The organism is uncultured Pseudoteredinibacter sp. (assembly GCF_947502065.1).
Lineage (GTDB): Bacteria > Pseudomonadota > Gammaproteobacteria > Pseudomonadales > Cellvibrionaceae > Pseudoteredinibacter.
Genome location: NZ_CANMYE010000008.1, coordinates 67,510 through 88,897, shown reverse-complemented (window position 1 = coordinate 88,897; position 21,388 = coordinate 67,510). Strand labels below are relative to the sequence as shown.

At 45.9% G+C, this 21,388-nt stretch carries 21 protein-coding genes; 15 read left to right on the top strand and 6 right to left on the bottom strand.

All coding sequences use genetic code 11. The annotated features are described in order from the left end of the window. Window positions 1-35: 35 nt before the first annotated feature. Complete coding sequence (locus tag Q1A41_RS17140) at window positions 36-770, top strand: FKBP-type peptidyl-prolyl cis-trans isomerase (RefSeq protein ID WP_299981466.1); 735 nt, start codon at window positions 36-38, stop codon at window positions 768-770. A gap of 113 nt (window positions 771-883) precedes the next feature. Here Q1A41_RS17140 and Q1A41_RS17135 read toward each other — a convergent pair whose 3' ends face one another. The 3 genes from Q1A41_RS17135 to Q1A41_RS17125 form a co-directional block, all read right to left on the bottom strand. Continuing rightward, window positions 884-2,047, bottom strand: coding sequence for an SRPBCC family protein (locus Q1A41_RS17135; protein ID WP_299981464.1), 1,164 nt, complete (start codon window positions 2,045-2,047; stop codon window positions 884-886). 42 nt (window positions 2,048-2,089) lie between these two features. Further along, window positions 2,090-2,701 carry a TetR/AcrR family transcriptional regulator gene (locus tag Q1A41_RS17130; RefSeq protein WP_299981462.1) on the bottom strand — a complete coding sequence of 204 codons (612 nt, stop codon included), beginning with the start codon at window positions 2,699-2,701 and terminating at the stop codon, window positions 2,090-2,092. A 126-nt stretch (window positions 2,702-2,827) separates the two neighbouring features. After that, window positions 2,828-3,583 carry an NRDE family protein gene (locus Q1A41_RS17125; protein ID WP_299981460.1) on the bottom strand — a complete coding sequence of 252 codons (756 nt, stop codon included), beginning with the start codon at window positions 3,581-3,583 and terminating at the stop codon, window positions 2,828-2,830. A gap of 103 nt (window positions 3,584-3,686) precedes the next feature. Here Q1A41_RS17125 and Q1A41_RS17120 point away from each other — a divergent pair, with 103 nt between their 5' ends. The 10 genes from Q1A41_RS17120 to Q1A41_RS17075 all read left to right on the top strand — a co-directional run bounded on the left by Q1A41_RS17120 (window position 3,687) and on the right by Q1A41_RS17075 (window position 12,252). Then, window positions 3,687-4,490, top strand: a complete 804-nt coding sequence (locus Q1A41_RS17120; protein WP_299981458.1) for a sulfite exporter TauE/SafE family protein — start codon at window positions 3,687-3,689, stop codon at window positions 4,488-4,490. Window positions 4,491-4,508: 18 nt separating this feature from the next. Continuing rightward, the gene (gene lgt / locus Q1A41_RS17115) at window positions 4,509-5,333 is read left to right on the top strand and encodes a prolipoprotein diacylglyceryl transferase (protein WP_299981512.1); all 825 of its coding nucleotides are present in this window, start codon (window positions 4,509-4,511) and stop codon (window positions 5,331-5,333) included. A 77-nt stretch (window positions 5,334-5,410) separates the two neighbouring features. Continuing rightward, window positions 5,411-6,244, top strand: a complete 834-nt coding sequence (locus Q1A41_RS17110; RefSeq protein WP_299981456.1) for a thymidylate synthase — start codon at window positions 5,411-5,413, stop codon at window positions 6,242-6,244. 42 nt (window positions 6,245-6,286) lie between these two features. Continuing rightward, the gene (locus Q1A41_RS17105) at window positions 6,287-6,802 is read left to right on the top strand and encodes a dihydrofolate reductase (protein WP_299981454.1); all 516 of its coding nucleotides are present in this window, start codon (window positions 6,287-6,289) and stop codon (window positions 6,800-6,802) included. Between the two features lie 306 nt (window positions 6,803-7,108). Then, window positions 7,109-7,894, top strand: coding sequence for a DUF3450 domain-containing protein (locus Q1A41_RS17100; RefSeq protein ID WP_299981452.1), 786 nt, complete (start codon window positions 7,109-7,111; stop codon window positions 7,892-7,894). After that, the gene (locus tag Q1A41_RS17095) at window positions 7,891-9,261 is read left to right on the top strand and encodes a MotA/TolQ/ExbB proton channel family protein (RefSeq protein WP_299981450.1); all 1,371 of its coding nucleotides are present in this window, start codon (window positions 7,891-7,893) and stop codon (window positions 9,259-9,261) included. Before Q1A41_RS17100 ends, Q1A41_RS17095 begins: the two co-directional genes overlap by 4 nt. A 10-nt stretch (window positions 9,262-9,271) precedes the next feature. Beyond that, window positions 9,272-9,799, top strand: a complete 528-nt coding sequence (locus Q1A41_RS17090; protein ID WP_299981448.1) for a MotA/TolQ/ExbB proton channel family protein — start codon at window positions 9,272-9,274, stop codon at window positions 9,797-9,799. 68 nt (window positions 9,800-9,867) lie between these two features. Beyond that, window positions 9,868-10,266: a biopolymer transporter ExbD gene (locus Q1A41_RS17085; RefSeq protein ID WP_299770230.1), complete on the top strand. Its 399-nt coding sequence runs from the start codon at window positions 9,868-9,870 to the stop codon at window positions 10,264-10,266. Between the two features lie 8 nt (window positions 10,267-10,274). Next, on the top strand, window positions 10,275-10,889 hold the full coding sequence (locus tag Q1A41_RS17080) for a TonB family protein (RefSeq protein WP_299981446.1): 615 nt from the start codon (window positions 10,275-10,277) through the stop codon (window positions 10,887-10,889). Window positions 10,890-10,902: 13 nt separating this feature from the next. Further along, window positions 10,903-12,252: a tetratricopeptide repeat protein gene (locus Q1A41_RS17075; RefSeq protein WP_299981444.1), complete on the top strand. Its 1,350-nt coding sequence runs from the start codon at window positions 10,903-10,905 to the stop codon at window positions 12,250-12,252. 101 nt (window positions 12,253-12,353) lie between these two features. On the opposite strand, the gene rppH is transcribed toward Q1A41_RS17075, so the two are convergent. Next, the gene (gene rppH, locus Q1A41_RS17070) at window positions 12,354-12,848 is read right to left on the bottom strand and encodes an RNA pyrophosphohydrolase (RefSeq protein ID WP_299981442.1); all 495 of its coding nucleotides are present in this window, start codon (window positions 12,846-12,848) and stop codon (window positions 12,354-12,356) included. A 209-nt stretch (window positions 12,849-13,057) separates the two neighbouring features. Here rppH and Q1A41_RS17065 point away from each other — a divergent pair, with 209 nt between their 5' ends. Together Q1A41_RS17065 and Q1A41_RS17060 are read left to right on the top strand one after the other, a co-directional pair. Further along, window positions 13,058-13,711, top strand: coding sequence for an HAD family hydrolase (locus tag Q1A41_RS17065; protein ID WP_299981440.1), 654 nt, complete (start codon window positions 13,058-13,060; stop codon window positions 13,709-13,711). After that, entirely contained in the window at window positions 13,708-14,805 is a 1,098-nt protein-coding gene (locus Q1A41_RS17060; RefSeq protein ID WP_363322452.1) for an imelysin family protein, read from the top strand. The genes Q1A41_RS17065 and Q1A41_RS17060 overlap by 4 nt, the downstream gene beginning before the upstream one ends. A gap of 43 nt (window positions 14,806-14,848) precedes the next feature. Here Q1A41_RS17060 and Q1A41_RS17055 read toward each other — a convergent pair whose 3' ends face one another. Both Q1A41_RS17055 and Q1A41_RS17050 read right to left on the bottom strand, forming a co-directional pair. Then, window positions 14,849-16,039: a class I SAM-dependent rRNA methyltransferase gene (locus tag Q1A41_RS17055; RefSeq protein ID WP_299981436.1), complete on the bottom strand. Its 1,191-nt coding sequence runs from the start codon at window positions 16,037-16,039 to the stop codon at window positions 14,849-14,851. A 99-nt stretch (window positions 16,040-16,138) separates the two neighbouring features. Beyond that, window positions 16,139-16,852, bottom strand: coding sequence for a histidine phosphatase family protein (locus tag Q1A41_RS17050; protein ID WP_299981434.1), 714 nt, complete (start codon window positions 16,850-16,852; stop codon window positions 16,139-16,141). Window positions 16,853-17,119: 267 nt separating this feature from the next. Between Q1A41_RS17050 and Q1A41_RS17045 the strand changes: the two genes are divergently transcribed. Continuing rightward, window positions 17,120-18,544, top strand: coding sequence for an aldehyde dehydrogenase family protein (locus Q1A41_RS17045; protein ID WP_299981432.1), 1,425 nt, complete (start codon window positions 17,120-17,122; stop codon window positions 18,542-18,544). Window positions 18,545-19,035: 491 nt separating this feature from the next. Beyond that, a complete protein-coding gene (locus tag Q1A41_RS17040) occupies window positions 19,036-21,336 on the top strand; it encodes an SdrD B-like domain-containing protein (RefSeq protein ID WP_299981430.1) in 2,301 nt (766 codons plus the stop codon). Window positions 21,337-21,388: the final 52 nt, after the last annotated feature.

Genomic DNA, 21,388 nt, shown 5'->3' with positions numbered 1-21,388 from the left:
GCCAAGTCCCCTCACGGACCAATTAGGAAGCAATAATGAAAAAGTTCGCGATTGCCGGTGTTGCTGCCGCTGTAATGCTTGTTGCAGGTTGTAATGAGCAGGCTAAAAAAGCACCAGAACAAGAGCTGGTGCTAGACACCATGGAAAAGAAGATCAGCTATATTCTGGGCTACGATGTTGCCGGTCGCTTTAAGCAAGATGAGATGAGCCTAGACGCTGCTGCTATTTCGGCAGCAGTTAAAGACATCGCTGAAGACAAACAGTCCCGTTTGACTCCTGAAGAGATGCAGTCAGTAATGACTCAGTACCAGGAAAAGCAAATGGCTAAACAGCAAGAAGCCATTGAGAAAGCTCGTATTGAGAGTGAAAAAGCGGGTGAAGAAAACCTAGCAGCTGGCCAAGCTTTCCTAGCCGAGAACGCTAAGAAAGAAGGTATGCAGAGCACTGAAAGTGGTTTGCAATATGAAGTGATCACCGAAGGCAGTGGCCCTAAGCCGACCACCGATGACGCCGTGCAGGTACATTATGTAGGTACTTTGATTGACGGCACTGAGTTTGATAGCTCGGTTGCGCGTGGCGAGCCGGCGACCTTTAAGGTGACCCAAGTAATTCCAGGTTGGACTGAAGTTCTACAATTAATGCCAGAGGGTTCAAAGTGGAAGGTTTATATCCCTTCTAACCTAGCCTATGGCCCGGGTGGTACAGGCGGTATTATTGGGCCGAATGCTACTTTGGTTTTCGAAGTCGAGTTGCTAAAAGTTAACCCTTAATGCTTTGGCTATTTGTCTCGAAATAAAAAACGCCGCTGATAGCGGCGTTTTTTATGGGCAGCCGTTTTTATTTGAAAGCTAAGCCGCCCTGTTTTGATGTGTTGGTTTAAGAGCTACTGCGCCTTCAAAACCTGCTCGATGTTGTCATGAAAGTAGCGTAAGCCTTGTTCAAATCGTCCATGTAGAAACTCCTGGCAGGCGCCAGAATAAAGCCCCTGTTGTACATCGCTGGCCATACTGAAATCTTCTTCTAAAGCGCGGTATAGAATTTCATTGTTTTTTCGAAAGTAAGCGATACCTTTTTCATTGGGTGCCTCGGGTAGCAGCGTAAAGTTAATTAGTTGTGTGTGACCAATACCGTCGGGATAAACAATAGAGACGTTGATATGATCGGGCTCTACTAACAGTAGGGTGTTGGGGAATAGTAGGTATAGGAAGTTACCGTGCTCACGAACATGCCACTCGGACTCGTCTTTATCGCGTAGATTGGTAATGGTTTTCTTAGGGTAGAGGTTGCGTTGCTGCAGGCCAAATTTTTTGTAGCTGCCGACCGTGTCTAAAAACATAAAGTCGATGGTTTCTTTATGGGTTTTTTTGACGTGATAATTTTCCATAAATGTATCGACTGCCAGCTTCCAATTTATCGGGCGATGAAAATCCTTCGGGTCAAAAACGACATGGCTGTCTAGTTGATAATCCTCTAAGTCTTGAATGATACTGTCACCCAGTAGCTTATCGAGTTCGGCTTCAAAGCCATCATCTTTATCCTCTGCGGTGATAGGGCTTAGTCGCAACCAAATAAAACCAAAGCGCTCAGTTAAGGGGAGTTCTGTCAGGCTTTTGCAGCCATCTGGCATATTGCTGAAACCATCGCGATGGGGGATGCCACGCAGATTGCCATTGGTTTCATAAGTCCAGGCGTGATATTGGCACACCAGTGAGCGTAAGCCTTTACCACTGGCCTCCCGGGTAAGACGTCCACCACGATGTTTGCAGACGTTAATAAAAGCTTTCAAGCTACCATCTTTTTGGCGTAAAACAATGAGGGGAACTTTGCAGATTTCGCGAGTAAAATAGTCACCAGCTTCCTGCAGTTGGCTGCTATGCCCTACGATGATGGGCATATCTTTAAAGAGCTGTTCTTCTTTTGAAAATTGATCTTCACGAGTGTAGCAGTCAACGTTGATGCTAGAACATTCACTCTGCATGTCGGTGCTTTTATTTTCTTCGTAGGTGAGTATTTCTTTTATTAAGTCTATTTCGGCTTGTCTTTGCATTATCAGGCATCTCTTTATTGTAATGGCTAGTTCGCTATTTGCTTAAAGTCCCATGGCTCTTGCCATGAAGGCCATAGTTTGGTCGAGCATCTTATGGGGCTTCTTATTGAGCTGTGGGCTGTCGGATAACAGCTGCACCAAGAGTTCTCTAATCCCGCCCATGATCATTGGGCAGGCAACATAAGCATCAATACTGCTATCTATTTCTCCTCGCTCTTGGGCGAGCAGAACATTCTCTATAGCAAGCTGAAGATGCGCGGCTAATCGACGGCTTTCTACTGCGGCAACGAGGGGTTCTTTTTGACGATTTAGAAATACCACTTTGGCGAGTGGGTGCTTGCGAATAAAGCTGATGCTGCGCTCCACTCTTGCCCTTTCGCGGCTAATCCAATCAGCGCCTGGAAGTGGGTTGATGTCTATTACCCATTGATCGTATTGATCGTAGAAATCTTCGACGGTGGCAGCAATAAGATCGGTGCGCGAATCGAAGTAACGGTAAATTAAGCCGCTGGAAACTTGTGCTGTATTAGCAACATTTGCGATCTCCAAGTCGCCCCCGCGTTCGGCGAGTTCTTGGGCGGCGGCGGCTAAAATTCGTTGCCGCGTCTGTTTGGCTTTTTGCCCGAATACTTTGGCCTTGGCTTCGCTGCTCATGTAAATCCCGTTTATACGAATGTTCGAGTAGCCTTAAAGATGATGGAATATTGCACAAAAGTAAAGTGAATTCACTTTATTTTTAAAGTTTGATGTATGCCAATGTTATATTTCAGGCTTGTTTATTTAGATCTTATGTCGGAAGTGGAGTCGCTCAACTTGATCCATAGCACCGTAGGGGTAGTTGTACTCATAGAAATCAAACTGTTCCTGGCTCATGAGCACCACGCTGGAACTGCGTGTGCCATAGTGCTCGCTACGAATAAACAGCGGACTCAATAAGACCTCGAGCTCTTCACCGACACCTGTGTCCGGTAAGTTCTCATGATGTGCCTGATCGTCGAGCAGAAGTTGGCGCAGAGCCTCCTCTTGACTGCCCTGCTCTATGCAGCTTTTTAATTTTGCTAGGCCATTGGTCGATTTAGGCCAGGGAGCATTAAAGGGGCCATTGCTTAATCCGTAGTATCCGGCGCTTAACTGACCGGCACTTTGGCCGCGATTACTGAAGTGCCATAACTCGGTTGTGTTACCAATTAGCAGATTAAAACCGGCGTAGTCTTGTGCTTCGCCTTCGAGTTCCGTGATAAATTCCGCTGGGCTTTGTTGGCCGCTGAGAAAGCGACTGACCAATTGGCCGCGTGAAGGCCCTTCATGTGGGCCCGCCATGGATTCTCGGAAATTGGTTAGAGCGGCGAAACGGCCTTGGCGGCTCAATCCCAACCAGCTACCTCCGGCCTCTAAATCTCGGCCTGCCAGAATGTCGGTATGATCTTCCCAGAAATCGGCTCGCGCTGTAGCTCTTTGGTAAGCTTCATCGCGATTGGCCGCTAATATCAAAGTTTGATCGGCACTTGGGTCAAAACGAAATAGGATCAGGCACATATTTAAAGTCGTAAATTAGAAATTGCTGGTGGAGTCTAGCAGAACTAGGCACCATAATGCCCCGCATCTGCTCCTTAGGAGCATTTTCAGTCTTGGGGGTGGCATGCTGTTTTTGATTTATGCGGTTCTAGGTGTTTTCGCGGGCATCATAGCGGGCTTATTTGGTGTCGGCGGCGGCATCATTATTGTACCCGTACTTATATATAGCTTTGGCCTGCTGGGTTTTCCTGCTGAGCATATGGTCCATATGGCAATTGCCACCTCATTAGCCTGTATTGTTAGCACTTCGCTTAGCTCAATTTACGCCCATCACAAAAAAGGTGCGGTCGACTGGGTCTTGGTGTCCTTGATGGTTCCTGGTATTGCCATTGGCAGTTGGCTAGGTGGTATGACCGCTGTGGGTATCAAAGGTGAACACTTGCAGATAATAATTGGTGTTTTTGCACTCTATACTGCTTGGAAAATGTGGAACAAATCAAAACAGGAGCAGGTCGAAAAGTCACTTCGATGGCCATTGTTGGTACCTGTTTCAACTGGAATAGGCTGGGCATCGGCGATTTTTGGCATTGGTGGCGGCTCTTTAACTGTGCCTTTCTTAAGCTCCCGAGGTGTGCAGGCGCAAAAGGCCGTGGCTTGTGGTGCCGCCTTGGGCTTTCCCATTGCCTTGGTGGGGACCTTAAGCTTTATATACAGCGGTTTGGCGATTGAAGGCTTGCCTGAACAGAGCTTTGGCTTGGTGTATTGGCCTGCGTGGGTAGGAATTGCTGTATTTAGCACTTTATCGGCTCGCTTTGGGGCCCAATTAGCCCATAAATTATCCCCGCAGTTGCTGCAGCGTTGCTTTGCTGGCTTTCTTTGTTTGGTAGGACTCAACTTTATGCTTAGTGGTATTATGGCATCCCTCTGAAACGAGTGAATGAATTTTATGCAATATCCCGATATAGATCCGGTAGCAATTAATCTATTTGGCCTTAAGGTGCACTGGTACGGCATTATGTATCTGTTGGCCTTTGCGATGGCTTGGTACCTAGGTATGCGCCGCGCCCGCAAACCTTTTTCTCCGATTGCCCCCAATCAAGTGGAAGACTTGATTATGTTTGGCGCCTTTGGGGTTATTTTGGGGGGCCGTTTTGGTTACGTTTTGTTTTATCATTTTGATAAGTTTTTGGTTGATCCTCTGTGGCTTTTTCGGGTTTGGGAAGGCGGCATGTCTTTCCATGGCGGCTTGCTTGGGGTTTGTGTGGCGATTTTCTTTTACTCGCGCAAAACCAACACAAGCCTGTTGCAGTTAGGTGATTTTGTAGCGCCATTGGTGCCCTTAGGTTTGGGTTTTGGCCGAATTGGTAATTTTATCGGTCAGGAATTATGGGGGAGAGTTACCGATCCGGACGCACCATGGGCAATGTATTTTCCGAACGACCCAATGAATGCGCGCCACCCCTCCCAGTTGTACCAAGCTTTCCTAGAGGGTTTGGTTTTATTTTTGCTGCTGTTTTGGTTTTCTAAAAAACCGCGCCCAAGAGGTGCTGTCAGTGGCTTATTTTTAGCGTTGTACGGCAGCTTCCGCTTTTTGGTTGAATTTGTTCGTGAACCTGACTCTCATTTGCAAGATCAGCTGTGGCTAGGTTGGGCGACGCGTGGCCAGCTGTTGTCGCTGCCTATGATAGCGGCTGGAATTCTGCTTATGATTTGGGCTTACAGCTGGGCCAAGAAAAATGACCAACAACAAGCGGCGCAAGTAGAGGGTTAAGCTAGAAAGAAATGCTTTGACTTATGTTTTGCTCACCGGGTGGGCAATAATACTTCGTTTATAGAGAACAAAATTTAATGAAACAATATCTTGATTTAATGCGCCATGTGCGTGATCACGGTACCGAAAAAAGTGACCGAACAGGGACGGGCACAAAGAGTGTATTTGGCTACCAAATGCGCTTTGATTTAAGCCAAGGTTTTCCCTTAGTTACCACCAAAAAATGCCATCTTAAATCTATTGTGCATGAACTGCTGTGGTTTCTAAATGGCGAAACTAATACAAGCTACCTAAAAGAAAATGGGGTGAGCATTTGGGATGAGTGGGCAAGCCCAGAGGGCGATTTGGGGCCTGTATATGGCTATCAATGGCGTAACTGGCCGGCGCCTACTGGCGAAAGTATTGATCAAATTAGCCAGCTAATTGAAATGATTAAGACTAAGCCAGACTCTCGTCGCTTGATTATCTCTGCTTGGAACCCTGCTGATTTGCCCGACGAAACTATGTCTCCTCAGGATAATGTTGCAGCTGGCAGAATGGCCTTAGCACCCTGTCATACCATGTTTCAATTTTATGTGGCTGAAGGAAAGCTCTCCTGTCAGTTATATCAGCGTAGCGCGGATATATTTTTGGGGGTTCCTTTTAATATTGCATCTTATGCTTTATTAACCATGATGATTGCTCAGGTCTGTGATTTAGAGCCTGGCGATTTTGTTCACACTTTTGGGGACGCGCATCTCTATTCTAACCATGCCGAGCAAGTTGAACTGCAATTGCAGCGCAATCCTAAGGCTTTGCCAACGATAAAAATTAATTCACAGGTAAAGGATATTTTTGCGTTTAAGTTTGAAGACTTTGACTTGCAAGACTATGATCCCGATCCTCATATTCCGGCGCCAGTTGCCATTTAAAAGTTGTTCAATAAATACTGAGATTTATTAAGGGTAATTTTTGTGAGTATTTGTCTGGTAGTTGCAGCTGCTGAAAATAATGTTATTGGTATTGATAATAAAATGCCCTGGCACCTGCCAAAGGATTTGCAGTATTTTAAGCAAGTCACCATGTCGAAACCGATAATTATGGGGCGCAAAACCTTTGACTCTATTGGTCGCCCGCTACCGGGTCGAGAAAATATCGTTATCACTCGGCAGCATGATTGGCAGCATGAAGGCGTGCGAGTAGAAAATAATATTAGCGCTGCGATTGAGCTCGCTGAGCAACTTTATCCGCACAGCGATGTCATGATTATTGGTGGTGCTGAGATCTACCGTCAGTCACTAGAGCGCGCGGATAAAATTTTTCTTACCAGGGTTTACACCGAGCTAGAAGGCGACGCTTTTTTTCCGTCGCTAGATACCGCCCAATGGCGTGAAATTTCCTGCGAAAAACATGCGGCCTGTGAGCGTAATCCGTATCCATATGCTTTCTGCGTATTGGAGCGTGTTACTTCTGGAGACAAAAATACCTAGTAACATTTTCTGAGTATTCATTCGGGATCGCTCAAAAAATGCTCGATTGTGTTGATTTTAACCGCCCTGTGACAGGTTTAATTTATATGTTACCTTAGTGCCCGATTGCAGATGGGTAATGTGTTACCTAGCTGATACTTAATTACACAATTTTCAGGGGAGCCGGATTAACCGTTGAATCTTGCTCCAGCCTGTTATTACAATGGCGCACTCTTGACCTCGGTAAATGGATAATTTTTATAAGCCATTTACCAGTTAGAGAACGTCGCAAACTTAGTAGACAGAAGCACCCGAGTTGGGGGAAATATGAAGAAGCAGCGATTGAAAGCCGTGGCTTTAACCACTGTGCTTTCTGCCGGCACGCTCATGGGGAGTGTAGCCCAAGCAGATCAAACTATTGATGCCATCCTTAAGGTTGGTCAGACTAAAGCCCAGTCAGGGGCCCAGTCTCAACAGAAAATCGATAAAATTGCCGAGCAAACTGGCAGTTTGTTACAAGATTTCAAAACCGTAAACAAGCAAATCGAAGGTTTGCGTGTTTATAACAAGCAGTTGGAAAAGCAAATTGCTAGCCAGTTGAAGGTTATCGACAATCTGACTAACTCCATCGATCAAGTAACGGTAATGGAGCGTCAGATCCAGCCACTTATCCTGCGCATGTTGGAAGGTCTAGAGCAGTTCGTTGCTTTGGATATGCCTTTCCACACCGCTGAGCGTGAAGAGCGTCTTGAGATGCTACGCAATAACCAGGAACGTGCTGATATCCCAGTATCTGAGAAGTTCCGTCAGGTTCTAGAAGCCTACAAAATCGAGTCTGAGTACGGTCGTAAAATCGATACTTACAAAGATACTCTAGAAATCGACGGTCAAGAGCGTGAAGTTAATATTCTGCGCGTTGGTCGTATCGCCCTAATGTACCAAACTACTGACACCCAAAAGTCTGGCGCTTATAACGCTAGCAGCCGTCAGTGGGAAGCGATTGATTCTGGTGAATATCGTGCTGCCATCCTAAAAGGCATCAAGATCGCTAAGAAACAAGCAACAATCGACATTATGGATCTACCAATTTTGGCTCCGGAGGCTGCACAATGAAAATGACCTTCGCCAAGCGCGTTATTGCTATTGCCGCAGCGGGCATGCTGTCTGCAGGCACTGCTATGGCCCAGGACAAAGCGGCATCTTTGGATGAACTGCTGAAAATGGTTAAAGATGCCAAAGTGGCTGAAACTGCTGATCAGCGTAAGCGTGAAGCTGAGTTTCGTCGCCAAAAGGCTAACCAGCAGGCTTTGTTAAACCAAGCTAAGCAGACTAAAGCCAACGAAGAAGCTCGTTCTGTTCGTTTAGAGAAAAACTACGAAGAAAACGAAGTTGCTGTTGACCAGAAACGCCAGCAGTTGCAAGAGCGTTTAGGTTCCTTGAAAGAACTTTTCGGTCACCTAACTTCTGCAGCAGGTGATTTGCGTGCTAACGTTGATAACTCTCTGGTAAGTGCTCAGTACGGTGAGCGCGGTGTATTTCTTGATAACCTGATCGAGAAGATGAACAGCGCCGATCAACTGCCTACTATCGAAGAGATTGAGCAGTTGTGGTACGAAATCCAGCGTGAAACCATCGAAGGCGGTAAAGTGACTAAGTTCACTGGTACCGTAATCAAGCCAAATGGTGACAAGGCTGACCAAGACGTTATTCGTATTGGTACATACAACCTGGTTTCTGATGGTAACTACCTAACTTTCAAAGAAGGCAAGCTAGAAGAGCTGCTGCGTCAGCCTACTGCTTTCCAAGCTGCTGCTAAAGATCTAGAGTCTGCCGCCCCTGGTACCTTTACCAAGGTTGGTGTTGACCCTACTGGTCCTTCCGGCGGTACTTACCTAGGTGCATTAATTAACAGCCCATCTATCGTTGAGCGCTGGCATCAGGGTGACCTAGTTGGTTACATCATTACTGGTGTTGGTGTATTCGCAATGCTATTGGCTATCTTCCGCTTGATCGTTCTAACTGGCATGTCTGCCAAGGTTAGTGCTCAGTTGAAGTCTGACAAGGCCAACACTAACAACCCTCTGGGTCGTGTGTTGAAAGTTGCAGAAGACAATCCTGGTCTAGATGGCGAAACTTTGGAACTGAAGCTAGAAGAGGCGGTTCTAAAAGAAAAGCCTGCTATCGAATCTGGCTTGCAGCTATTGAAGATTATCTCTGCTGTGGCACCGCTATTGGGTCTATTGGGTACCGTAACCGGTATGATCGTGACCTTCCAGGCGATTACTATCTTCGGTGCTGGTGATCCTAAGGCAATGGCCGGCGGTATCTCTGGTGCTCTAGTGACCACAGTGCTGGGTCTGGTTGTAGCTATTCCTACTGTATTGATGCACACCTTGGTTAACGGTCGTGCGCAGCGTGTATTGCACATCTTAGATGAGCAAAGCGCTGGTCTAGTAGCTGAAAACGTAGAAGCTAAGTAGGAGATTGCTCATGACGGCATTAATGGATCAATTAGAAGCCATTAAGGCCTTTGTGGAGTCGGGTGGCGAGGTTCTTATCTTGATCGCCATCCTGACTTTCGTCATGTGGACACTGATTTTTGAACGTTTGTGGTATTTCAAGGGTAATCTAAAGCGCGACGTGCAAGGTGCTTTAGATGTTTGGGAAGCTCGTCCAGAGCGCCAATCTTGGAATGCCCACCAAATTCGTTATGCACTGATCTCTCGTGTTAGTGAGAATGTACGCATTAACATGAGTATGATTGAAACCCTAGTATCCCTAGCGCCATTATTTGGTCTATTAGGTACTGTATGGGGGATGATCGAAGTGTTTAACGTATTGGCCATTACTGGTGGTGGTGATGCGAAATCCATGGCTAGTGGTGTATCCAAAGCAACAATCCCGACAATGGCGGGTATGGTTGCGGCGCTTTCGGGCGTATTTGGTAACACTCTAGTCACTCGTATTGCCGAACGCGAAAATCAGTTACTTGCCGATCACCTGACGATGGACCACTAAGCAGCCAGACTGCTTGGTGCCCACAAGGCAGACGCTAAGTATTAATCGGTTATGTTAAGAGAGTAACCATGGCCAAAAAAAGAAAAGTTGAAGAAGAAGGCGGCATCGACTTAACACCCATGCTAGACGTGGTGTTCATCATGTTGATCTTCTTCATCGTAACGGCTTCCTTTATTAAGGAGACGGGAATCGAGATTAATCGACCTGATGCGACGACTGCAGAGCAGAAGTACAAGTCGAATATCTTGATTGCGATTAGCGACAACAATGAAATCTGGATCGACAAGAGTCGTATCGACGAGCGCCAGGTGCGAAATCGCATCGAGCAATTGCGTGCGGAAAACCCGAAAGGGGGAATTGTGGTTCAGGCAGATGACAAAGCAAGCATTGAAACCTTAACTCTGGTAGTGGATGCTGCCCGTGATTTGGGTGTCACTGACGTTGCTGTGGCTACAGAGAAGAACTAGGGCAAGCTATGAATCCAATACGACTCATAATAGCCGGAGCCGTTGCACTGGCAGTGACTTTTGGCTTGTTCGTTTTGATGCATACTTTGATCGCGGCGAATATGACAGAACCTGAAGAAGGTGAGGCGACTAAAATTGCCGATATTCATATGCCAGAAACCAAGATCGAGACCCGCTTCGAAACTGAGAAACCTGAAAAACCTGAAGAGCCAGATGAGCCACCACCAGAGATGCCTCAACCTGATTTCGACACCCCTGATGTTAGCCCAGACGCTATCAATATGGGTGCGCCGAAGGTGCAGGCAAATCTAAATGTGGCTGGTGTTGGCGGCTTCTCTTCCGATGGTGAATACTTGCCTATCGTGAAGGTTCAGCCCCAGTATCCTCGTCGAGCGCTCAGCCGTGGTATTGAAGGTTATGTAATTGTTGAGTTTACCGTGACCAAAAGTGGTGCGGTTGCTAACCCGGTAGTTGTAGAGCATGTGCCTGAAGGCTCCACCATCTTTGCCAAAGCGGCAATGAAGGCAGCCTTGAAGTTCAAGTACAAGCCACGGGTTATTGACGGCGAGCCAATTGAGGTTCCAGGTGTTCGAAACAAGATTACCTTCGCCATTGCAAAATAGAATGGGTAACAACATGAAAATGACGGCTGCGGCAACAAAGCTCGTCAAACACACTCTGCTGGCGGCACCGCTAATGCTTGCCCCAGCAGTCTCAAGTGTGGTGATGAAAGCTTTTAACCAAGACGCGACTTTCGGTGCGGCTTACGCTCAAGATGCGAAGAAAAAGCCTGCCCAGAAAACTCGTAAAACACCAGCTCTTAGTCAAAAGGTGTTTAAAAAACTTGAAGCCCCTAATGCGCTGATCAACCCTGAAAAGGGGGAGCCAGACTACCGAGGCGCTCTTAAACTTCTCGATGAAATCAATATGAGTAAGTTTAATCGCTACGAAAAGGGCAATGTCTATAATCTGAAAGGCTATGCTTATTACAGTTTGGAAGATTATAGAAATGCAATTAAAGAGTATAAATTGCTGCTGTCAATGAGCCCGGATATTCCTCTAGGCCTTGAAGTGCAAACTCTTTATATTGTTGGTCAGCTTCAGTTTGTATTGGAAGATACAATCGAGGCCGAAAAGACCCTTGAAAAGTGGATGAGTATAGCCCCGATTATCGGTGCAGATGCCCATGCAATGTTAGGTCAGGTTTACTACACCAATAAAAAGACCAGCAAGGCCATCAACTCTATCAATAACGCGGTAGAGATGTACGATAAAAAGGGTAAAACACCTAAAGAGAACTGGTTTCAGATCCTAAGTGCTTTGTACTACGACAAGAACGATACCAAGAAGGTAATTGGTATTCTTGAGAGGTTGGTGCGTTTGTATCCTAAGGCTACTTACTGGCGTCGTTTAGCCGGCATGTATGGCTTGGATAACCGCGAGAAGGATCAGTTGTACGCCTATGATGCTGTGTATCAAATGGGCGGCTTGACCAAAGAAAAAGAGCTGATGAACTTAGCGTATCTGTATATGGGTGAAGATGTACCCTATATGGCCGCAAAGATCATGAAAAAAGGCTTGGCAGACAAGATTATTGAGCCAACTTCCAAAAACTTAGAAGTTTATGCGACTTCTCTGCGTATGTCTCAGGAAGTTAAAAAGTCGATTCCAGTAATGGAACAGGCGGCGTCAAAATCTGATGGTGGTGACTTGTATGCTCGTTTGGCTGGTATTTACCTAGACAGCGATAATAACAAGAAGGCCGTTGAGGTTGGTGAGAAGGCTTTGAAGAAAGGTGGTGTAAAGCGTAAAGATCAGCTTTATATTACTTTGGGAATGGCCAATGCTAACCAAAAACGCTATGGCGCAGCTATCAAGCATTTTAAGGAGGCGGCTAAAGACAAGCGTAGCAAGAAATTTGCGAACGGTTGGATTAAGTACTGTCAAAATGAGCTTGAGCGTGAACGCAAACTAGCAGCTTCATAAGCTATTAGTTAAAGCCACAAAAAAAGCCGCTATATGCGGCTTTTTTTGTGGCTGCTTAAATCATTGCAGCTGTTATATAAGGTATAAGCAGCAGCTAAAGTTTAATGGCCACTCTCTTCTAGTGTGCTGTGTCTAGGTGCCAATTCTTTCAGGGCGCGTCGATAGACTTCTTGCTTAAAAGAGACAACTTTGCCTATTGGGTACCAGTAATTTACCCATTTCCAATGGTCGAATTCAGCGCTTCCAACTTTATTCAAACAAACTTTACTGTCCTCGCAAAGCATGCGCAGTAAATACCACTTCTGCTTTTGACCGATGCACAAAGGGTTAGAGTGCCTGCGAATTAAGCGCTTAGGAAGGCGGTATCGCAGCCAGCCACGGGTGACCGCGAGTATCTCGACATCTGACTTCTCCAAACCAACTTCTTCATATAGTTCTCGGTAAAGTGCTTGTTCCGGAGATTCATTGTCATCGATCCCGCCTTGGGGAAATTGCCAGGCATCTTGGCCGCCAATCCGGCGTGCCCAAAGGGCTTGGCCTTTGTTATTACAAATTATGATCCCAACATTGGGACGAAAACCATCTGCGTCTATCAAGGATTGCTCCAGGGGTGGCTATAAACGCGATCAATAGCAGAGCACGGAGGTACATTTTGCTGATCTGCGTAGCAGCCTCAAAAATTTAATTGCTAACATTGTTTCACAAGTTTGACACTAGGGCCATAAGTTGAGGTAAATTTACTGTGCCTACTAGAATGCTTTTACCCTACAATAGAGCCTTTCTACAATATATAGAGAGCGGCACCATGACCCTTGCGCTATTTGATCTTGATAACACCCTGATTTGTGACGACAGTGATAATTTATGGGGTGAGTTTCTCGTAGAGGAAGGTTTAGTAGATGCTGCGGAATACGGTGCAAAAAATGAAAAGTTCTATCAGGACTATAAGCGCGGCGAATTAGATATCTATTCCTATTTACAGTTTGTTGCTAGCGGTATTAACTCCATTGAGGCTTCCAAACGTGAATCTATAAGATCCAAGTTTATGGAAGAAAAAATAAAAAAGGTAATGTTACCCAAAGCCGCAGCTCTCTTGGATGAGCACAGGAGTCAGGGGCACACCATAATGGTAATTACCGCGACTAGCAGCTATATCACCCGTCCTATTGTTAAGCTCTTGGGGGTTGAGCTGTTACTGGCTCCGGAACTGGAGCAAGAAGGTGACTACTTTACTGGCAGAGTTATTTCTACGCCAACCTTTCAGCAAGGAAAAGTAGAGAGGCTTGAAACTTGGTTGGCCCAAAATAATGAATCAATATCAGGTGCCTATTTCTATTCCGACTCCCACAACGACTTGCCCCTGCTAAAGGTGGTCGATAAACCTGTTGCTGTAGATCCAGATGAAAAGCTTAAAAAGTACTGTGTTGAAAATAATATACCTGTGATTAGTTTGCGATGAGAAAAAGGATTTCGGCACTCTCAATGCCATCTTTGCCCTCTTTGGTTGCACTTTTTGCTTTGCAGCTTTCCTTGCTGGGGTGCAATGAAGCTCCAGAGCAGCTGCAGGATGAAACAATAACCGAGATAAAAACGGAAAGCTTGCTGCTGAGCCAGGATGACGAATTAAAGCTAAAGAAACTGGTAGCGGAATATTGGAAGGCTGTAAGGGTATCGGCCTCAGATAATAGGCAGAAACTAAGCGTATTAAATGAGCTGGTTGATGACTTCCTAAGCAATCCCAACGAAGGGTCGCTCTTGGCCGTAAAAGAGCAGTGGTTAGCGAGCTATCTCTCTTATCAAGCTTTGGCCACAGTTGCGCAGTTTCATCAGTCAATGCCTAACGTATATGCTGAGCAGCGTAATATCTGGTTAGCGATTGATCCGTATCCAATTGCTGTTGGTTATATAGATGATTTTGGCCCTTATAGGGGAGTAGGCATTGTTAATGATTTGCTTGTTGAAATAAATGAGTCATCAGTACGTTCGCAGCATGCGATTACAGATCCAAGTGAAGCTATACTTGGCTATTTGCCATTAGGGTTCTTGCTCTGGGGTGATAATATTTCCAATGCGGAGCGTGTAAATGATTATAAAATTAATGACAACCAAAATACCCAAAGAAGACGGCAGTTGCTAGAGATAGTGAGTACGGCTTTGGCAAATGATATAAAGGTTTTAGAGCAATGGTTGTCAGACACTGGTCAAATTGATGTGCTCTTTTATCGCCTTCCAGTGTTGGCGCAAATTGAACTTATAAAAAGATCAAGCGCCGCGTTCGCAGAGCACAGAATTCTTGCTGTACTGCAAGACGAAGCTCAAGATGATTGGCGGCCAAATAAAATATGGCCGAAAGTTTTGTCAGTACAAGTAAAGCAGCTAAATGAAAATATTGAATTGCTAAAATCTGCGAATGCGCTACCACTAGCTATCTCTGTGGATGCTGTCGCAAATACTGAAGCGTCTCCAGTTCTAAAAGATGATGTAATCTCAAAAAATCAGAATGCCAAGCTTATTGAAAGCTTAGAGAGGCTAATTGAGGAGGCTAGGAACTAGGCTCGACCCGTAATGTAATCGTCGAGCCCCAATCCAAAGCGGCTTAGGGTAGGTAAACCCTGGCGAAGACCGCTTTTAAGTAATCAGTTTCAGCAATAGACGGATGAACCGGGTGGTCAGCACCTTGACCGCCTTGATGGAGGATTTGGCAGTGGCGCTCTAGATGGCGAGCAGAAGCGCGAACAATATCGTTCAAGCGATCTTTAGCTAAGTGCATGGAGCAGGAGCCCGAAACCAAAATGCCATCTTTACCCAGCAGTCTCATTCCTAGCTCGTTAATGTGACGATAAGCGGCTTCACCAGATTTTTGATCTTTGCGCTTTTTAATAAAAGCTGGTGGATCAAGAACTACAATATCAAAACGCTCCTGAGACTGAATTAGTTGTTTTAATACTTCAATGGCCTTGCCATGGATAGTAGACACCTTATCTTCTAGGCCATTAATGGCCGCGTTTTCGGATACCCAGTCAAGAGCCGATTCAGAAGCGTCAACACAAACCACTTCACTTGCTCCGGCAAAAGCGGCTTGAACGCCCCACCCGCCAACATAGCTGAATACGTCGAGCACACGTTTGCCTGGCGAGAGTCGCTGTAGGAGTGCACGATTTTCTCGGTGGTCATAAAACCAGCCAGTCTTTTGACCATAGGCTATTGGCGCTAAGAAGCGACAGCCATTTTCTACCATCTCAACGGCTTCGGGAATATCCCCGACTGTGTCGACTGACTCAGGCAAGTTTTCCAGTTTTCTGGCGCTATGATCGTTTCGCAATAAAATGGCTTCTGGCTTTAAAACCTTCTGCAAGGCTTCCACGATTTCTTGCTGTAGCAGATCCATCCCGGCGGTAGAAATTTGTACGACCAAATAATCACCGAAGCGGTCAACCACTAATCCTGGCAGCAGATCGCTGTCTCCATAAACAAGGCGGTAGTATGGCTTGGAGTAGGCCAGCTCTCTGAGTGATAAAGCTTGTTTAATACGATGGACCAACAAGGACTTATCCAATGGGTACTTCTTTTGACGGCTGACCATGCGCGCGCAAATAAGTCCTTGCGGGTTCATAGTGGCTAGCCCTAGTGACTTGCCGCCATTGCTAAGTACTTCAACTTGCTGGCCTGAACTGAATCCGTTTAAAGGACTTAGCTGGCTATTTACTTCGTTTGAATAGATCCACAGATGCCCCTGTTTAAGGCGTCGGTCGGCGTTGGATTTAAGGTGCAGCGGAGCAAAGGACATGGTGGTACCTAGAAAAAGCCCTATTATAAAGCCCGCCTATGACCCCATGCTAGCTTTTATCGTCTTTAAAGCCAGCAAGTAGGCTAGGATAAGGTGACGCTATCGATAACTAATAAAGCCTGTTGAGCCGCTGATTGCATTCAGAAACTGATGCTCATTAAAACTTGATAAGCTAATATCATGTTGATTGTGCACAAAGCGAGTAACAGAGGCATTGATAACAGGCTCAAAGAGCCCATAAACTTTATCTGCGCCCAGGCCCATAACGATTGCGCTTACTGCTGCTATTACGCCACCAGAGGTAAATACCGCCGCGCTTTGGCCGCTGCTATTTTTTTGCATTACAGCGTCTAAGCCTGCCTCAAATCGGCTCCTTGATTGCGGCCAAGATTCTAATGTAGAGCTCTGGGGCTCCTCTAAAATCCAGTACTGAAAAACGGCCCTTAAGATTTTTTGAAAGCTCTTTTTGTCAGCCATCATATTTTCAGCATCCTTTGCTAAACCTGGATACTGTTTAAGCATGGCAGGTAGTAGCTCTTCTACCTGAGCATGATTGTCAAATTCATTCCAATTGGCATCGATGGTAAGGCTAGGCAGTTCAACAGCTGCTGCACGATAAACATCAATAAGTGCTTGAGCCGTTTGTTGTTGGCGCGCTAGGGTGCCACTGTAAAGGCCGTGAAAGCGCTGTTCTTGTTGTAAGAAGTGCTGACCTAATAGTTTGCCTTGTTGGTATCCTAGCTCTGATAATTGGTCGTAATTATCGGTACCAAATGAGGCTTGGCCGTGCCTAACCAGAAAGATTTCTGCCATGTGAACTCCGTAAAAATGGAAACCGCCTAGAGTATTTGAGCTATGCATTATAGTCAGCAGGAGTTGCTTTCGTCTTAACATTTGTGCGAAAACCGTTGCTTTGTAAGACGCTGGCGGTGTGCTGTCATTTTTCGCTTGTAAAGATGTGCTTTCAGCCTTGGCAGATACGGTAAAAAAGGGCAGTCTAGACCACATGAAAAATGCTGGATTTTGCCGCCTCAAAGAATCTGGCCGTTTTACACATACAGTTAATTACAGGAGCAAGTGATGGAAACCCTTAATTTTTATATAAATGGTGAATGGGTAGCGCCAAATGAGCTGAAAACCTTAGAGGTTATCAACCCTGCCAATGAAGAAAGCTGTGGCCGTATAGCTCTGGGTAATGAGCAAGATGTGAATGCCGCAGTAGCGGCGGCCAAGGCGGCTTTTCCTGCTTTCTCCCAGACTAGCCGCGAAGAGCGTATTGCTTTGTTAGAGAAAATTCTTGCCGGGCTTGCTGCGCGCCAAGAAGATCTAGCACAAGCCATCACCGCTGAAATGGGGGCGCCGGCTTGGCTATCTAAAATGGCCCAATCAGCCATGGGGGCGGCGCATTTTAATGAAACCTTGCAGCTGCTGAAAGACTACGAGTTTGAAAGTAATCGTGGCAGTACCCGTTTGCGCAAAGAGCCGATTGGTGTTTGCGCGTTAATTACACCGTGGAATTGGCCGCTGAATCAGATTGCCTGTAAAGTTGCTCCGGCTATCGCTGCTGGTTGTACTATGGTGCTTAAACCTTCAGAAATTGCGCCTTTCGATGCTGCAATTTTTACTGAAGTATTGCATGAGGCTGGTGTGCCGGCTGGTGTGTTTAATATGGTTAATGGTGACGGACCTGGTGTAGGTGCTCCACTATCAAGTCACCCCGATGTAGATATGGTTTCTTTTACCGGCTCTACACGCGCAGGTCGTTTAATTTCAAAAGCCGCTGCCGATGACATTAAGCGAGTATCCCTAGAGCTTGGTGGCAAATCTGCAAACATTATTTTGCCGACAGCTAACTTGGAAAAAGCGGTATCCAAAGGCGTGCAGAGCATGATGATGAATTCAGGGCAGTCCTGTAATGCGCCATCTAGAATGCTAGTACCGGCTGAAAAACATGCTGAGGCTGTAGCTATCGCCAAGCAAACCGCTGAGGCGCTTTCGGTGAACAATCCTTATGCTGAAGGTGTTTACCTTGGCCCGGTATCTTCTGATGTTCAGTATCAAAAAATCCAAGCGTTAATCCAGCAGGGTATTGATGAGGGCGCAGAGCTTGTTGTGGGTGGTACTGGGAAGCCAGAAGGGCTTGAGCAAGGTTACTATGTGAAGCCAACGGTTTTTGCTAGCGCCAATAATCAAATGACAATTGCACGCGAAGAAATTTTTGGGCCGGTACTCACTATGATTCCATACGGCTCTGTAGAAGAAGCTGTGGAAGTTGCCAACGATACTCCTTACGGCTTGTCTGGCTATGTTTACGGTGAAACTCTAGAAGAAGCTGCCGACGTTGCTAATCAATTGCGCACTGGTAATGTTCACCTCAACGGGGCGGGAGCAGATACTAAAGGGCCTTTTGGTGGTTACAAGCAGTCAGGTAATGGTCGTGAATGGGGAGAATTCGGCCTGGAAGAATTTTTAGAAGTGAAAGCCGTATTTGGCGCTAATCAATAAATTGTCTGTGAAATTAGGAGCCCAGCATAGCTTGGGTTCCTAATTATCGGCTCTAGGGCCGAGTGTTTTTTCGATGCTTATCATTTACCACTCTAAAAATCACACAAAAGCATTAATTTTAACTTCTGGTTAAAATTATATTTAGCACTATTGACCGATCTTTTGGGGTGGGTTCCAAATTGCCAGTGGCGCCCCTATAAAAGCCAGTCTTTTCCATTATGTTCTGTGATAAGTCATGGCTGGCCCCTCGTTATTTTTTTAATTTTTTTTAAGCAAGTTTAATCGAGTAGCCTCACGAATCCAGCCAATGCCTTCTTGGCGATCTCTTGTCTTGACCACCACTTTTAGCTCCTATAAATTCTCGCTTACTTAAAAATCAAGGAAGATGAAAATCAGAATAGGGCTATTAACAAAAAGCCTATCTGCTTACTAAACACATAGACAGGTGGTCTTGAACTTCTATCCGTGATTTAAGAAGGATTGAGCGCTACATGAAAAGCAGCAACTTCAGCTTGGCAATGATTTTTTTATGCGCAGGCATTGCCAATGTTTCACTTGCCGATATCACTGGCAGTATTTTTAACGACTATAACGCCAATGGTACGGATGATGGTGCTAATGAGCCCCCAATCAGTGGAGTGATGGTTAGTGCCTATGGTGTCGATGGTACTGCGGTGGGTAATTCGCCTCAGTTTACAGACTCAGTAGGTGAATTTAATTTAACCGGAATAACTGGCCCGGTTCGATTAGAGTTTACTTTGAATGACGCTCAGAAAAAGTTTCTGTTCGCGGGGGCCGGTGAACTAAGCCAGATTATCTTTGCCGATGATGGCGATAATATCGATCTTCCTTTGCATAACCCTAGTTTGTTTTGCCATAGCGATCCGGATATCGCAGTAACTTGTTTTGTTAATGGTGATTCCGCCAGCTCTGTGAACCCTAGTGATACCGTAGTCGCCGTATCTTATCTTGCAGCCAACAAATCTATGTTGGCTGCGAAACAGCAGACCGGCGCTGTTTGGGGGCTGGCTTATCAGCGTGACGGCGATCGCTTGTTTATGAGTTCAATGCTAAAACGACATTCAGCATTAGGGCCCGCCGGAGAAGGCACTATATATGTTCAGGAGAATGCCCTAAACAGCCCTACCGCCCCTAGCGTCTTTAGCCGATTTTCAGATCATGGGATTAGCGTAGGTGCGGTGCCCAGTAATAGCGCAAGAGCTCTAGATGGACTTGATCCAAGTGATGGGAATCATGATGCTCTAGCAATAGACCTTGTCGGCAAAGTGGATTTGGGTGGCATCAGCATGGCCGATGATCAAATATATTTTTATACGGTTAATCTGCATGATAGAGCAGTCTATCGTTTTGATAGTAGGGATGCCTCGCAGGCACCGATCGCTTTACCTAGTTTTCCAAATCACGATTCGATGAGTTGTATTAATGGCGTAGCAAGACCTTGGGCGGTAAAGGCGTATCAAGGTGATGTTTATCTAGGAGTGGTTTGCAGTGCAGAGAATGGTGGTGCCAGTGCGGACTTGAGTGCTGCCGTTTATCGTTTTGATGGAAGTAACTGGCATACAGCTGTCGCTGCCTTCGCTTTAGATTACCCTCGCCAAGCACCGTACCCAAGTCAAAGTGGCGCTTGGCAGCCGTGGGGAGATGAAATTATAGATCTTCGTAATCCAATTACGTCTGGTGAAAATTTCTTTTCCAAGCCATCGCCTATTCTTTCAGATATCGAGTTCGATGATCATGGCAATATGTTGCTTAATTTTTCTGATCGCACATCTTTACAGATGGGAGGTAGAAACTTAGGTACTAATACTGCCGATACCACAACGCTTTTTTATACGGTAAGTGGTGGCGAGTTATTACGTGCAACCCCGTTGGTTAATAACGAGTATCAAATCGAAGTGATCAATATTGCCAGTGACGAGTTCTTCTCGGGGGATGAATTCCTGAAACCGGGTGAAGATCATCGCGAAACAGCTTTTGGTGGTCTAGCAGTTTTGAATGGTACCGATGAATTAGTGATGACCGCGCTTGATCCTGAGCGCTTGGATAGTGGAGGTCTGTACTGGCTAAGCACTGATGACGGTAGTAAGAATCGAGTCACTGAATTATATCGGGGTGCTGGTAATGGCTTTTCCGGTAAGAGTACCAGCTTAGGCGATTCGGAGTTGATTTGTGAGGCAGCGCCGTTACAGCTTGGTAATCGCGTTTGGTGTGATCAAAACTCGGGCTTTTCTGGCAATGATAATAACGGTATACAGGATCCCGGTGAGGCCGAAATTTCAGCGGTTACTTTACGTTTAAGTTGTGGCGCTGAGTTTGCAGAAGTACAAACCGATATCAATGGTCAGTATTTGTTTACTGATGCCGTTTGGTCTAGCTCAGCCAATACAAGTTCTAACTTTATTCCACGCCATAGTAGCTGTTCCATCGCTATCGACATGCAGTCAGCGCCAAATATAAATGCCATTGAATCTGTGTGTGGCGGCAGCAATCCGACTTTGGCCAATGCGAATGCCGGTGAAGCCAATGCTCGTATGAGAGATTCCAATGGGGTGTTGAATGGTCAGTGGCTAGAGGTGAATGTGGATACCTCTAACAGTACTGGCGTTTTGACTACTGGTCGATCGGGGCAAAATGATCACAGTTTTGATTTTGGTTTTGCGGGTGCTAAGGCAGCAGCTGGTCCGTCTATTGCGGTACCGATTATGTCGTGGCCGATGAAATTGCTTTTCATTTTTGCATTGCTTGGTTTTACACTGCGTCGACTGAACTAATGCTCGATTATTGGCCCCTTGAGCAAGGGGCCAATAATAATGTGTTTACCTT